Consider the following 14,914-nt stretch of genomic DNA (forward strand, 5'->3'; position numbering starts at 1 on the left):
GCGGTAGCCCATGTGCGCGCTCCGCTTGTCCAGGCGACGCTTGTTCTTTCTACTCACAATATCGGCACCAAGCGGAAGTGACGACCCAGTCAGCGCATGTCCGCTAATTTAGGGGATGATCAAAGAACCGGGTGTCGGCTGGTGACCTAGCTCCGCTCCAACCGACTTCACAATCTACGAAGTCGACGCCACCGGCGAACGCAACTGGGCGAAAGCCGTGTATGGACTCCGCAGACCGACCCTTCCGGCGTAGTGCACAAAACCATCGACTATCCTAGCGTTCCAGTCGATCACTCTACGATTAAGGAGAACCATGGCATCCTGAAGAACGTGCGCATTCCGATACGTCCGCATTTCGGCGTAATAGGCTTGGCGCCCAAGGAAGCCGATATCGTCGACTCGATTCCGCCGAGCTATACAGGCGGCAACATCGATAATTGGCGGATCGGCAAGGGCGCCATGGTGTATTATCCGGTTGCAGTCGAAGGCGGCCTTTTATCGGTTGGCGACTCGCACGCCTCGCAGGGAGATTCCGAGCTTTGCGGTACGGCAATCGAATGCTCGCTGAACGGCACCTTCCAGATCATTCTGCATAAGAAGGCCGATTTGGTCGGTACGGCTCTCGAAGCCCTCGATTATCCGATGCTGGAAACCAAGGACGAGTGGCTGGTGCACGGCTTCAGCTTCGCAAATTATCTCACCGAATTAGGGAACAAGGCGCAGTCGGACATTTATTCGAAATCGTCGGTTGACCTTGCTTTGCGCGATGCGTTCCGCAAGATGCGAAAATTTCTGATGACGACCAAGAAGCTGACCGAAGATGAGGCCATCTCTTTAATTACGATTGGCGTCGACTTCGGCATCACCCAGGTGGTTGATGGAAATTGGGGTGTCCACGCGGTCATCAAGAAGGATATTTTCGCCGGTGGGGAGACCTGATCTATACACCGACGCGGTCGGTTTCGGCCGGAGTCTGGCCGCGTCGCGCTGCCGTTTCAAGGCAATCGTTGATGTCCGAAATTAGCCATCGACTGACCTCCGGCGCCGGACGCGCTTGGTCCGCTCTACGCTCAACTACGGACCGGACCTCGGCGAAATGACTGGGCGAGTCCGTTTCGTGTCGATTGTGTTGAAAAAGTCCCTTCTCGCTGATGAGTGAAAATTATCAGGACCGCTGGTGCGTCTCTCTCGCTGAGAAGTGAGGGGACCACATCAATCACCGCAAAAACGACCGCTGGACCTCGTATCGATTCTACAGAGCCTTGCAGCGGCTGAAATCGCCAATGCGCTACATTTGCGAGATTTTTCGGAGCCCCGCGATTTTCGAGTTTTTCAACACAATCTGCCAGAACCTGACTCATGCACTGCAACAATCAGCCTTCATTCGATCATCTCGTCGGCGGGGGCGAGCAGGGACGGCGGCACCGGGAGGCCGAGCGGGCTACCGGCCGCGAATGATGAACCTTGGTCCGCCGTAGCGGCGATCGTAGTAGCCGGGCCCAGCGTAGTAGTTGTAGCCCCGGCCGGGGAAGTAGCTGGGGTCGTAGTAATAGCGCAGGACATAGCGCGGTCCTCGGGTCCGCCAGCAGCGTCCATAATACTCGTTGCAGACCAGACCGACCTGATCGGCGTTGGAGACTTCGGCGGAGCCGATCGTCGTCGCGTTGAGGGGCGCGGCGGAAGCGGCGGACGCGAGCAGCGCGGCACCGAATGCGCCCAGTGCGATGGCCTTCATGGAGTTCTCCCTTCGGTTGGGCGAGACAATCGACCTCTATGACGCGACGTTCCGGGACTCAACCCTCGCGCCGTCTCATGTTCAGCCTCTTTGTCGGGGACGACCATGGTATCGAATCAAACCGCCTCACTGAATGGGGCCTCGCACCCGAGGTCAGTCAATGGCAGCTTTGGGGTCATCAGCGGACCTGACGGCTCAGCTGCGGGATGTCCGCTTTACCCCTGGTAACCGACGTCAAGGGCCGCAATTCAATGTCCGTTTGGTGCCAGGAACGGACCCATGCACTGCAGCAAACGTGCGCGGTCGCGCGGCTATTCGATCACTCATTGGCGCGGGCGAGCAGCCTCGGCGCCACGTCGAGGCCGAGCGTCGAATATTGAGATTTCGGACGTTCGTTTTACCGGTTCGGAGGAGTGGGGTTGGGCGGAGTCGGTGGTTGGGGCGGTGCAGCCGCAACAGGTGCTGCGGGCGCGGGGGCGGTAGCAGTAACCGGCGCCGCGAAAAAGACCAGAGCCTCGGCATGCGCGGTTACGTAAGCGTAGCTTTTGAAGACAGTTTGGAAAACGACACCGAGATGCGAACATGCAGACCGATCGCTTTCAGTAACGGGGTTGTTCTCCTGAACAACGACTCGCGATACCTGTTTTCGGGCAAACACAAATTTAAAACTGCCGGGCACAAGGGCGCTGTCTAACTCGGTATTTTCAAGCTGAACACATAACGTCTTGCCAATATCACCGCTTGTTTCCACAGTCCCTGTTTCCAGCTTGTCTGTCGACCTTTTTATCCCTGAGACTATACGAAACCTTGAACGGGGCGGCAGATTAACAACCTGAACCTTCCCGTCGATCATTATGGCAATCTGAGATCGCTCAAACTCATCTCGATCCACAGCGACAAAGATTGAATCGGTAGGTCTTATAGTGAAATTCATTTCGGAATTTCCTGTTTTTACAAATTTTCCCTGCGTGAGCTGAACCGTACCTTTTTGTTCGTCGCCTTGAGGACGATAGGTCGGATGCCAATTGATTTTGATAAAGAAACTTCGCGCACCTAAGATGTCTCCAGCAAAGCTGTAAGATAAATCCGACTTATTCCGGAGACACGATAGATAAGCCTCAAGCGCATTCCCGCTCAACCTTGATACAAACATGGTATGCTTCTCGTCATTAGAATAGTCGACATGCAGCAATCTGCTCATGGTCGATGCGACTTTTTTCGCGTTGTTGTAGTCAAAGGCATACCCTTCGTACTTCGCCGCAATCCCCGTGTCGCGCGCCTCAGCTCTGGACGAGAGCATCTTGTCGAGAACTATCAATCTTTGCTGTGTGTCACTCGTCAAATCTACAATATCAGGTTGTAAGGCGGGCAAACAGCTTTCCTGGCTGAGACAAACGTTAGGGACGACTGCGAGAGCTAATGCACTCAAGGCCGTGCGAAACCAGTTATTCATTGCATGCTCCCTAGTTGCGGGTAGCGCCGCCGGTTCAGCGGTTCAATTCGCACACGATTTGAATTGGGAGAACTCCGACACTGGCGCTACTCTACGCGAGCTTATGGTGATGTAGCTGAGTTCGAAGATAACGTTGATGGTGATAGTGTCCAGCCCTCCGCGCCGAGGCATTTCGGCACGGTCCTCGGGGTATCCCCACCCTCTCGGGCCATGAAATATGAAAGTATCACTGTCACTTTCCAACGGCCATTCGTGGATGGCGTCAGGCCCGGAGCGCGACCGCTGGGACGCGGCATCAACTTTTAGATGTTCGTCGACTCTGTGACACCTCTTCCCGATGCACTGAGGTGTGAGAAAATGGCCTCTCTTCAGAGAGAGTCATGACGCCTGGTATCGAATTGCAGGAGAGGAGCGCGGCAACAGGCAGTTCTTGGTGCAAGCCCTGACGGGTACCTCGTGCATTTCGCACAGGATTTGGGAAAGAGATAATCTTCTCGAACGGCGCTTTCGCAGGGCAGCAGCGTCGAGCGGCCCACGTCCGATTTGGGCCAAAGTGACTTCAGGCCAAGTCGCGGCTGCGACGTTGCATCCCATGCAAGGGGCTAATGGTTGCGGCGCACGCTTCGGCAGGTATTACTTCCCGGGACACGCTATGTGCGCTTGAAAATGACGATGCCCGCTTCTGTCATCCACCATTTGAAAATCGTGCGTCTTAGAGTCGATATCCACCGTGTATCGGGTAGCGCTGTTTCCCCACTTTATATTACTGCCGTCGATGCTTTCGGCGGTGACGTAGAAAATTGAATTTTTCGTCCAAATGGGTGCTTCATCATCGTCAAGTGTGTCGCCTTTGTTTGGATCAAAGTCCCAATATCCTGTAGTTCTCCATGTCTCTGAGTTGTGACGCTTATAACTGACGGCCATGCGCACCGGGTGAGTACAACTATTATGGAAATAGATTTGCCTACCGGCATAGCCGATAATTACAGTTGTTGCCTTCGCGTTGGCTGCCTGCTCGATGTCGTGAAAGTCATGGACTGAAAAGGACTGGCGAGAGATAACCAGGCTGGGCACTTTGAGTATATATTCTGCCAAAAACTGCCGGATACCGCCGCGGCGCGCATACTGGAGAACGTGCTCCAGCTCATGAAACATTAGCTCCAGATCATCATAGTCTTGGAGGTCTATATTTCGCGTAAAATATATCTCATTGCCAATTGTGATATGTTTCCCATGGACGGTTTTGACATTCTCCGCATACATAACAGCGCGTAGATCGGTCATTGGATATTGTCGCTGAACAGCCAATACTATCTCGTCCGGGAGGCGTTTCCACCGGCCATGACCTTGACCACGAAGATAGGCAATGTACTGATCAACAATTCCTGCCATTTGCTGGTAGGCGAGACTGGAAAGTATTTGCCCGGGACAGCCAGGCGGGTTGGCGAAGCAGTTTTTGAGTTGCTCCCCGGTAACGGGACCGATACCGGGTCCGCCCGGACCCAGTACACCGCCGGGACCAAGCGGGCTGCCGGGTGCAGTTATGATAGGCCCGGCAACTGGCACCTGACACGCCGCTTTTCGTACTTCGCAGGCGGGATCGTTTCCCCGGTGGCGACACTTTCCAAATGCTGAAACTAGGCAACGCCTACAGTTCTCATTTGGATCGCACGCCGCATATCCATGCGAGCTTGGATAGATGAACAATAAGAAAAGCAACAATATTCGATTGACGCCGCTGCAACTGTGACGCGGCCCGAGTACCGAGAGCCCGCCCATAGGTCGTCCTCCACGGTTTCAGTTGAAGGCCGCATTGGGCCGCAAAACTCTAAGCGAGTGCAATGCAGCAGATTGTCGCTCCTTCTAAATTTTGGCGCGCGGTCTGCTTCAGAACCGCACGTGGGGCTCGAATTACGGACGTTACTCCAGCCAAAAATGGCAATTTGCCATCGATTTCTGTCGGCTATTGGTCAAACCGGAAGCCGGGCAGGCCCGCCGCTCTGCCACGTGCGGTCTACCGCCAGCAGCGGACGTTCACGGCATCGGCGGTCGTGTCAGCTTTGGGCCGATTGTGTTGAAAAAGTCCTGTTTAGCTGATGACTGAAAATTCTCAGGACCGCTGATGCGCCTCACTCGCCGCGATGTGAGGGGGACAAATCAATCAACGCAAAGACGACCACTGCCGCTCGTATCAATTCTACAGAGCTCCGCAGCGGCCGAAACCGCCAACATGCGACACGTGCAAGATTTTCGGAGCCCCGCCATTTTCGAGTTTTTCAACACAATCCCCTCAAGAACAGACATCATCAGCCGGCCCTATCAGGTCCGAAACGTGCCACGAACGGACTCATGCATCGCAACAAATTCGAGGAAATTCATTGGCGCAAATCTGATCTCCAGTGCGACAGGACGTCGGTGGTTTGAAATTGGTTGTCAGGCGTGCAGCTCATCGAGCAACGCGCTGGCCTCCTTCAGATCGAGCGTGTCGAAACCTTCGGTGAACCAGCCGTAGACCGGAGCGAGAAGATCACGCGCCTCATCCCGCTTGCCTTGCTCGCGCCAGAGGCGGGCGAGGCTGGTGGCAGCGCGAAGCTTGAGCAGGAACGCCCCCTGCGCATCGGCGATCTCAAGGGCGGTGCAAAGCGGGCGCTCAGCCTCTTCGGCGGGGCAACGGAGGTTGCCGAGGAACAGGCCCAGAAGCCGGTGGATTTCTGAGGCGTATAGCCCTCGCGTCGGGCCCTCTCCGGTACTGAGCGCGTGATCCACGAGCGCGAGAGCGTCCGTCACACGCCCAGCGTCGAACCGCGCCACAGCCAAGTGAGAACCATAAAACTTTATGCCGGCATTGCCATGCCCGCTCACTATGAAGGGAAACGCCTCTTCCATCATAGCGAGACCGTCCAGCAAGGTAGACCCTTGCGCCTTCGCCCAGCCCATATAATAGCGGCCAAACCAGCCGAAGATCGGAAGATCGAACTTTTCTGCGACCGCCGCCATGCCCTGCACCACCGCCACGCAGCGGTTGCGGTCGCGCGCTACCGTGAAGCCAACTGCCGAAACTCGTTGAGCAAATGCCATGCTCGGCGGGTGAGACAGGGTTTCGGCAAGGGTTAAGGTCTTCTCCGCGGCCCGCTGAGCCTGATCGGCAAACCCATGGAGCCAGAGGGCTACTGCGCGACATCCCAGCGCGCACACGCCCGGATCATGGCCGCCAAAAGCATCCCCAAGGTGGGCGTGCCGTTTTGGGTCGTAGCGCCGTATGCCCTCTCCAGTGGCCTCCAAAATGCGTGACACATCACCACCCCAGAATCCGTCGCCCCAGCGGCAATGTTGGGCCTCGAGGAGAAGGTCGTCGTCGGCGAGCTGCTCTGCGAGGGAGGTCAGTTCTTCGGTCCACTTCCGGGATTGCCCATCACCCATCCGGTTTGCGTAGATCCAAAGACCCCAGGTTGCTCGAAACAGATTGGGCCCATCACCAACCTCGCGTCCAAGGTCACGGGCGCGGTGATAGACCGCTTCAACCTCGGGATTCGTTTCACCAAACGTCATCGTAATCGCCGGTCCGAGTTTGAGCAGTAATGTTAAAGCGCGCCGGGCGCGCTCATCCTTCTGCGGCAAGCGATCCGCTTGCTCGATTGCGGCCCTAAAATGTGCGGCTGCCTCGATATAGGCGGAGCGAGCAGCAGCGCGGTCGCCAGCGCGCTCGAAGTATGTGCTCGCCGCGGCGGCCATACCGGCCACCCGATAGTGGTGGGCCATCACTTCGGGCTGCGCCTCGACCGTCATCGGAAAATGTTCGGCCAATACGTCGGCAATGCGGCCATGGAGATGTTGGCGCTGGCCACGCAATAGGCTTCCGTAGGCCACGTCACGCACGAGCGCGTGTTTGAATAGGTACGTTGCTTGCGGCGGGGTGCCCCGGCAAAACACCAGTTCAGCCGCAGTGAGGCGGCTGAGCGCCATTTGCACCTCCATATCAGTTTTCTGCACGATATGTGCCAGCACTTCGTAAGAGAACTCTCGCCCTATGGCGGCACCGATCTGGGCCACCTCCCGCGCAACGGCGCCGAGGCGATCAAGGCGTGCCATTAGGGAAGCGTGCAAAGTCGCAGGAACAGCAAGCGCGGAAGGAGAGACGCGGTTCAATATGCTTGCCTCGTCGCCATCTCCAACTCTCGCTTCTACAACGGCCTTCGTCAGCTCCTCGACAAAAAGCGGAATGCCATCCGTGCGCTCAATGATCTCCTCGACAATCTCCTCGGGTAGCACATTGGTTCCGGCCACCGATCCCGCCAAAGCGGCACCTTCCCCACGACCAAGACGACTGAGGTTGAGCGTGGTCACATGCGCTTGGCCGGTCCATGGCGGGTGAAATTCGGGCCGGAATGTAACCACCAGCAGAACCGGTAGGTGAGCTACCCGCTCGATGGTCGTATCCAACAACTCAAGCGAGCTGGGGTCGATCCAATGCGCGTCCTCGAAGATCATCAGTACCGGCCGTTGTCGGGCCAGAACCTCAAGCTGGCGGACCAGTGCCTCAATGGTTTTCTGCTTCTTCTGCCTCGCACTCAAATTCAACGGCGGGTAGCGATCACCTGTTGGGACTGACAGTAACTCCGTGAGGAGCTGAACGTCGTTATCATGATTGGGCGACGCGCCGAGCAGTGATGACAGTTTGTTAAGTTTGGCTTCCATTGTATCGTTGCGTTCAAACCCCGCCGCTCGTTCGAGTTGCGATATGAAGGGATAGAGTGTGCTGTCGGTGTGCAACGGTGAGCAGAAGTACCGCAGCGGGATGTACTGCTCCGTTTGAAGCTGTTCCTCGAGCGCCACGATTAGTCGCGACTTACCGATCCCTGGTTCGCCCGACAGCAACACCACACGGCCTTCCGCGCCTGCCGCCTGCCGCCACCGGCGAAGCAGCAGCTCCAATTCTTCGTCCCGGCCCACTAAAGAGGTAAGTTTGGTCTCGTGCTGCGCCTCGAAGCGGCTTGCCACAGAACTCGCCCGCAGCGCTGTCCAGGCCCGCACCTGCCCCGTGATGCCCTTCAAATCGTTTGCCCCGAGGTCCTCAAGCTCGAAGAGGTTGCCGAGCAGTTTCCGTGAGCCTTCGGCGATGACCACCGTGTTCGGCTCGGCGATCCCTTGCAGTCGAGCCGCGAGGTTTGGCGTCTCGCCGACGACGCCGCGCTCCTGCGCTTCACCCGAGCCGATCAGGTCGCCGACCACGACCAGCCCAGTGGCTATGCCAACGCGAGTTTGCAATGAGACAGGAGCCTTCAGCGCGCTGACCGCCGCGATCAGTTCAAGTCCAGCTCGTACCGCTCGCTCTGCGTCGTCCTCATGTGCTCGGGGATACCCGAAGTACACTAGGACCCCGTCGCCCATGTACTTCGCAACGAACCCGCCAAGGCGACGGACGGTCTCGGTGACGCATCTCTGATAGGCCGAAATGATCTCGCGCAAGTCCTCCGGGTCCATTCGCGCGGATAACGCGGTTGAACCAACCAAATCCGCGAACATCACGGAGACTTGGCGGCGCTCTGCGCTGTCCTGTGGTTGTGGGGCCACAGGCGTTGTTGCCGCCTCCGTCGGTTTGGATTGAATTTTCTCAATGCCGTTCAGGTCGGCTATCGCGCGCAACAATTTGCGTCGATCACCCAGAACAATGCCCAGGTCTTTCAGGTCCTGATCGGTTAGTTCGGGAAGTACTGAAAAATCGACGTGGTTTTCGGCAAAGCGCTGCGCATACTCGGACAAGCCGAGCTTTTTGAGCCAATCCGCAATCTGCTGCATGGCGGCCCCCCGAATTTAACGCTATCCGTTCTGGACCGGGAGAACAGAAAGTCTACCACACGCCGCAACATATTACAGCGCCCACACAAGGGTCACATGTCCGAGTTGGGTCAATCGCGTCATTTTGGTCGTTGGCCGACTACTTCCGGTCTTCCCCTGGAAACGGACATCGCCAAGGATGGTCGGCATGTCTCAAAGGTGCCAAGTCCAGACTCATGCACCGCAGCAGACGACGTGCACCCAGCAGCAGTGAAAACGCGATCATGAGGCCGACGACCTTCGGTCTCAGATTGATCACGACGATGAAGTTCGTCGGCTACTCCACGAAAAGGTCAGCCGCTCGGCGCGCTCTCACTGCCGCTTCAAGAACCCGAGCACCTCCCGGTTGAAGTCGGCGGGATTGTCTTGGTAAACGCCGTGCGACGCCTTGGAGATGGTGATCCGCTCGACGCGGGCAAGGCAGAGCTGGAGCCCGTTGAGCATCAACGGAAAGATCCGGGGGCTCACGTCGCCACCGACGAGGAGCGTCGGAGTAGCGATCTTCCGTGCATCGTCGCAGGTGAAGCGCTCGGTGGGGTTAGCCATGGTCGGTTTGAGGGTGTGGACGTTGTCGCGCCGCGCCGCACGGGCAGCGTTCGGCATTCCCTCCCACGTCCCAGGCCCGCGAACCATGTTAATGAAGATCCGCAGCGCCTCATCGGCGTCGCCTTGGTCGAGCCGCTCCAACACCTGCTTCTGAGACTCACCGATACTCGTTAGGATCGGCTTCGCTTCCTCGGCATCGGCGCCGGTGATCAGCCCAGCGAGCCTGGCGGGTTCGACTAGCACCAGGCTGCGCACTAGTTCGGGGCGATCACGGGCCACGAGCAGGGAAATGAAGCCGCCGTAAGAGTGGCCGATCAGGTGAGCCCGCACCAGATTCAAGGCCTGGATCAGCCCGGCCAGATCGGCCGCATGGGTACGGGGCAGATAGTCGGAGCGATCCCCCGTCGAGACGCTGGGATGATGGTGGCGTAGGCTATACGCGATGACGCGATGCCGCTGAGAGAACTCATCCATCTGCGCCTGCCACCAGCGGTAGTCCGAGATCGTCCCGTGCACCATCACCACCGGCGGCCCCTGGCCCATGTCCAGGTAGGCCAACTCGGTACCGCCTACGGCGATGGTTTTCACCTGCGCCTCGGGCCGCTCCGGGATGACGACCAGCAGTAGCGCCAGAAGGGCAGTTCGCAATGTCCATGGCTTCATAGCGAATCTCCTTTTACAGGTGAAAGCTATGACCCAGCGTGACGGGCTCGAAAGGCTCACGGCGACGCGGGGCCATGCCAATCATTCCCTCATTCGATCACGTCGTCGGCGCGGACGAGCAGCGTCGCCGGCTCGCGCCGCCTCGTACAGCCCCCAGGGGGTGCTGCCTCATAAAGCCCGGGGGTCCCGGCGGATACAGCCCGTAAGGAGTGAGGACCGCGCTAGGGTCGGGAGAGGAAACTACCACATGTGCCTTGGCCAATCACGTCAAGAAGCAGCGTGCCGATTTCGCGTTTGGCCTGCGCTGTGAGGACCGCTTGGGTCAAACTCAGAAGTCTGAGTGCGCAACTGGGAAGTCCGCTTTGCCCCCAACAACGGGCACCGTCAGCCAGACCTGTCAGGTTCCGAAAAGTGCCGATACTGTTGCAAAAGCCGAAAGTTGCATCAGTCCGAATTTTTGGTGAAACGTTAAAACGCGAGGCGATCGACGATTCGGATAACCTCAATCGCGTTACCGAAGTCGCCTATTAGTTTAGAATGAGGCGATGAGGTCCCCCAGATCTCTACACGAAAATCGCGCCTGCGGCCCTCAGAATTTTTGACACCTTCGGCAAAACGACTTTTGCAACACAATCTGCCAAGGGCGGAAGTCATCGGCCCCGATTTCAGCTCTAAGAACGGGGCCCCTTCAAGGTAGATCGCTGCAGTAAGGACAAGCAGGCTGGCTCTTCGCCGCTGGCATCCTGGTAGCACAAAGTAGCGTATTCGCTAGACGACCCCGCCCGCAGGGTATAGGGCTTGGCCACCATCGCCCAAAAAAGGCTATGGGCCGGCGATGGCTGAGAGACACGTGCGCTCCCGCCCTTCCTAGTTCCGATTTTTGGTTCTGTTGGAGAAGGCAAGAGAATGGAAGCGAATGATGTCCGGCGTCGAGAATTCCTGGGCGGCACGGCAGCCTTGGCTGGCCTTACTCTCCTCAACGTACCTTTCCCCGCCTGGTCCTTCCCAAGCCGGCCCGGAGAGGCAGTCATCCCCTGGATGGATCAACCGCCGCCGCCGCCTGAACGTTTCTCCCAAGTCGTGCCGAAACAGCTGCGCTGGGAGGAGGTCGATGCCTGGTTGACGCCGAACGACCGTTTCTTCGCCGTCGGCCATTACGGCTTCCCGGCGATCGACGTGCGGGACTGGACGTTGACAGTGACCGGCTTGGTACGGCAGCCGCTGACCCTTACGCGCGATCAACTCATGGCGCTGCCGCGGCGCGATGTCGTGTACACGATGGAATGTGCCGGCAATCGCGGCTTTCCCTTCTTCACCGGCGGTATCGGCACCGCCAGATGGGTTGGCACGCCGCTAGCGCCCCTTCTCGAACAGGCCGGAATCCGTGAGGGCGGTGTCGAGGTGGTGTTCTACGGGGCCGACACCGGCGAAGAGCAAGTGCGCGACATCAAGGTACGGGCGCCGTTCGGCCGTAGTATGTCGATCGCCGACGCAACGAACCCCAATTTGCTCCTTTGCTACGAGATGAACGGGGCGCCTTTGCCGCAGACACACGGCTTCCCGTTACGCCTAATCGCCCCGGGTTGGTACGGCATCGCCAACGTCAAGTGGCTTGCCCGCATCGAGGTGCGGGACACCCGCTATGAGGGCCGCTTCATGGGACGGGACTACGTGACCCTCCGGGAGGAGCAGATCGGTGGCCAGAAACTGGCTGTCGAGACCTCCGTCGGTCGGACGTTGCTCGCGTCGGCGCCCGCCCGCGTGACGCGGCACGATGGCCGCTACCGGATAGTCGGTGCTGCCTGGGGCGGCCCGATCGCTCGGGTCGAAGTGCGGATCGACGACGGTCCTTGGCTGCCGGCAGCCATCGACCGAAGCGAAGAGGCCGAGTTTGCTTGGAAGATTTGGGCGCTGGACTGGGACGGCCCCTTGCCTGGCGAGCACGGCATCACCTCGCGGGCTGTCGACACCGCGGGGCGGATTCAGCCGGCAATGAACGACCCGTCGATCGTCAACAAGCGGACCTACTGGGAGAGTAACGCGCAGGTCACCCGGCGAGTGCGCATCGGCTGAAGCAGTTATGGCGGACATTCTGGCTAGCGCCCGAAGTGCGTGTCGGCGCGCTCGAGCCAAAAGGCCAACGCGATCCTGTTATGCGTGCTGAAACTCGAGGCAATGTCGGCTCAGGGTCAGCAACTGACCTCCGGCGCCGGACGCGCTTGGTCCGCTCCGGCATCAACTACGGATATCGGCGAAATGCGCGGGCGAGTCCGTTTCGTGCCCAATAACCGACATCAGTCTGGGTCAGCATCTCATCTGATCTGTTGTTGGATTTCGAGCGATGTTGCAAGAGCGATCAGTGTCCGGGTAGAGCGCGGCGTTTGGTTGGTCACGGCTGCTCCAAGACACGCGCTGAGTCCGGCAGTCACCGAAAGTTTGTTTCAATAAGCATCCTTCGGAGCCAAACAGGCAAATGGATTGACGCGGCGGGCCAACCGTCGCGGGATTCGGAATTTAGCAGACCTTGCTTGGAAATCGCCTTCACATCATACGAAGGAGCAAGGCTTTCCAACAAGCATCGGCGTCTCAGCGTGCTGCGAGGATGTTGCGAATCACGTAGCGGCTTATGTGCTGGCCAAGATGCAGAGCATCTTCATTTGCGAATCGGAAGTGGGCCCCAGAAAGCATTCGACCTTCAACGCATTCCCGAGATGCTTCGTCAAAGCTGCTGAAATTGCGACTGTATCCAGGTAACCGGGCGCTGGTCGCGGCAAATGGCGTGCTGCGGCCGAATGCACTCTCTAGTATGATTTGAGCGCTTCCGCAGGCAGCGGAGTGGCCTGATGGATATTCCGGGAAGGGCGGCGTGGGCCGTAGCGGCAGCCAGGACTCAGAGGTGGTCAACTCGTTGCCCTCAGCCCAGAGGAGGGCCATGGTTGGGCGCCAGAACAGATAGTGGTACTTTGCTTCGAAGACGGCGACGTAGCTGTCGGCTATGGCGACATTCAATAGTGCCAAGGTCCGATTGCTTTCCCAAAGATCATCGTTTCTCGCAGAGATGAGATTGCGAGCGATTTCGTTGAAGACCCTGAACATTGAAGCATCTGCCCAAAGCATTGCGATCGTGGTCTGCTCGGATGTTCGCACAGTCGAGTTTTTTCCCCCGAGAGTCCTGACCTCTTCGAGTTCGCGCAAATATTTGCCAGAGTTAAGCTTCAAAGGACCCGGGAGCAGATTTCGAAATTGCGAAGGGCTCGTCAGTGCCAGAGGAGTAACCAGGCTTGCGCGTGGAAAAATGGCATTCTGATGCGGTGAATCTGGCGCAGGAACCCAAGCGCCGGGTCCGGAGCCATAGGGGCCGCTCCCGCTCACAAATGGCTCTCCCGTTGCGGTCGCATAATCGAAGTGGTCATCCGCGCGGAGCGCAACAATCTTTGCAGCAACTTCGTCGCCTAGCGCGAGCCCTTCATTCCTGCCGTGCTCATCGGGAATGGTCAGAAGCATCTTGCTGTAGAGCTTGTCCAACGAGGATGCTTGGTCCGGGTAGAGCCGGACCGCTACGCCATGGCCCGCAGCCATGACTGCCGCCCGAGGATTTGCGTCCGGCGAGGAACGATGGACGCCATAAGAATCATAGCGTTGGCTGATTGAATTGAGGGCATCATGCATCGCAAGATACATCAGTGAGGCATTACGGCCCGAAAGGATGACGCCTGGTTTGGCGCTAGACGCTGTGGCTGTCTGCTCGATGATGACACTCCAGTCGGTCACCTCATTCGCGGCGGCGCTTCCGATTGGGGGCCATAAGGCGAAAAGGAGACAACAGCTAAGAAGCGCACCCGGGCTGGGCACGAAGGCCGCGCGCATTGCTAGTGCCACTGTGGGTATCATGACGTCCCTCCCTGACAATTGCACAATCAATCAGCCGGGCGCGCTTACGCACACCCGCGTTGGAATGCGAAATGCTGAAGGACCGGCGAAAAAGGAAGTCGGTTATTTGAGTGCAATGCTTGCCGATGGCACGACTGCTGTCCGTTCAGTCCCGCGAGGATTCGGCATTTCCCGCTTGCGACGACAGCTATTCAAAGAGTACACGATCTCGTGCGTCCTGGAAAGACGTCTGATCTTTGGCCGACTTCCGTTAATGGGATGGTCCGGCCGTGCTCCGGCCCTGCCAGCACGAGAAGCTGGCAAGGGGCGCTCAAGACAAGGAGCACGCCATGTCTCAGAAAATCAACGCAGCGATCGCCGTGATCGGCATCGATATTGGCAAAAACTCGCTCCACATCGTGGGTCATGATCACCGCGGTGCCATCGTGCTGCGGCAGAAGTGGTCACGCGGCCAGGTGGAAACGCGGCTCGCCAACCTGCCGCCGTGCTTGATCGGTATGGAGGCCTGCGTAGGCGCCCATCATCTCAGCCGCAAACTCCAGATGCTTGGCCACGACGCCCGCCTGATGCCGGCGAAGTACGTGCGCCCGTATTCGAAGGGACAGAAGAATGACTTCCGAGATGCGGAAGCCATCGCCGAGGCTGTCCAACGCCCGACGATGAAGTTCGTCGCGACCAAGACCGCCGAACAGCTCGACCTTCAGGCACTGCACCGCGTCCGCTATCGATTGGTCGGTCAGCGTACCGGCGTCATCAATCAGATCCGTGCGTTCCTGCTGGAGCGGGGCATC

The 14,914-nt window shown here is 58.3% G+C and carries 8 protein-coding genes and 1 pseudogene; 3 read left to right on the forward strand and 6 right to left on the reverse strand.

The features are described from left to right. Positions 1-169 precede the first annotated feature (169 nt). Positions 170-939 (forward strand): annotated as a pseudogene (locus IVA95_RS15740) (acetamidase/formamidase family protein); the annotation flags it as partial. A gap of 502 nt (positions 940-1,441) precedes the next feature. Here IVA95_RS15740 and IVA95_RS15745 read toward each other — a convergent pair. The 5 genes from IVA95_RS15745 to IVA95_RS15765 all read right to left on the reverse strand — a co-directional run bounded on the left by IVA95_RS15745 (position 1,442) and on the right by IVA95_RS15765 (position 10,232). Further along, positions 1,442-1,735 (reverse strand): hypothetical protein, encoded by a 294-nt coding sequence (locus IVA95_RS15745; protein WP_247511284.1) that lies wholly within the window; start codon positions 1,733-1,735, stop codon positions 1,442-1,444. A gap of 397 nt (positions 1,736-2,132) precedes the next feature. Continuing rightward, on the reverse strand, positions 2,133-3,188 hold the full coding sequence (locus IVA95_RS15750; protein WP_247511285.1) for a hypothetical protein: 1,056 nt from the start codon (positions 3,186-3,188) through the stop codon (positions 2,133-2,135). 633 nt (positions 3,189-3,821) lie between these two features. Continuing rightward, positions 3,822-4,754: a DUF4157 domain-containing protein gene (locus tag IVA95_RS15755; protein ID WP_247511286.1), complete on the reverse strand. Its 933-nt coding sequence runs from the start codon at positions 4,752-4,754 to the stop codon at positions 3,822-3,824. 867 nt (positions 4,755-5,621) lie between these two features. Further along, positions 5,622-8,984 carry an adenylate/guanylate cyclase domain-containing protein gene (locus IVA95_RS15760; protein ID WP_247511287.1) on the reverse strand — a complete coding sequence of 1,121 codons (3,363 nt, stop codon included), beginning with the start codon at positions 8,982-8,984 and terminating at the stop codon, positions 5,622-5,624. A gap of 351 nt (positions 8,985-9,335) precedes the next feature. Further along, positions 9,336-10,232, reverse strand: coding sequence for an alpha/beta hydrolase (locus tag IVA95_RS15765; RefSeq protein WP_247511288.1), 897 nt, complete (start codon positions 10,230-10,232; stop codon positions 9,336-9,338). Between the two features lie 906 nt (positions 10,233-11,138). Here IVA95_RS15765 and IVA95_RS15770 point away from each other — a divergent pair. Then, positions 11,139-12,305, forward strand: a complete 1,167-nt coding sequence (locus IVA95_RS15770; RefSeq protein ID WP_247511290.1) for a sulfite oxidase — start codon at positions 11,139-11,141, stop codon at positions 12,303-12,305. A gap of 513 nt (positions 12,306-12,818) precedes the next feature. Here IVA95_RS15770 and IVA95_RS15775 read toward each other — a convergent pair. Then, complete coding sequence (locus IVA95_RS15775) at positions 12,819-14,123, reverse strand: vanadium-dependent haloperoxidase (protein ID WP_247511291.1); 1,305 nt, start codon at positions 14,121-14,123, stop codon at positions 12,819-12,821. A gap of 329 nt (positions 14,124-14,452) precedes the next feature. On the opposite strand from IVA95_RS15775, the gene IVA95_RS15780 reads away from it, so the two are divergent. Next, positions 14,453-14,914, forward strand: a 462-nt coding sequence (locus IVA95_RS15780; RefSeq protein ID WP_247508845.1) for an IS110 family transposase, incomplete at its 3' end; no start/stop codon positions are given.

Origin of the sequence: Bradyrhizobium sp. 157, from assembly GCF_023073815.1 — a bacterium.
GTDB lineage: Bacteria > Pseudomonadota > Alphaproteobacteria > Rhizobiales > Xanthobacteraceae > Bradyrhizobium.

Bases quoted from the DNA above. Each gene is read 5' to 3' on its own strand.
- IVA95_RS15760 (WP_247511287.1), bottom strand. From the start codon at position 8,984: ATGCAGCAGATTGCGGATTGGCTCAAAAAGCTCGGCTTGTCCGAGTAT.
- IVA95_RS15775 (WP_247511291.1), bottom strand. From the start codon at position 14,123: ATGATACCCACAGTGGCACTAGCAATGCGCGCGGCCTTCGTGCCCAGC.
- IVA95_RS15745 (WP_247511284.1), bottom strand. From the start codon at position 1,735: ATGAAGGCCATCGCACTGGGCGCATTCGGTGCCGCGCTGCTCGCGTCC.
- IVA95_RS15765 (WP_247511288.1), bottom strand. From the start codon at position 10,232: ATGAAGCCATGGACATTGCGAACTGCCCTTCTGGCGCTACTGCTGGTC.
- IVA95_RS15770 (WP_247511290.1), top strand. From the start codon at position 11,139: ATGGAAGCGAATGATGTCCGGCGTCGAGAATTCCTGGGCGGCACGGCA.
- IVA95_RS15750 (WP_247511285.1), bottom strand. From the start codon at position 3,188: ATGAATAACTGGTTTCGCACGGCCTTGAGTGCATTAGCTCTCGCAGTC.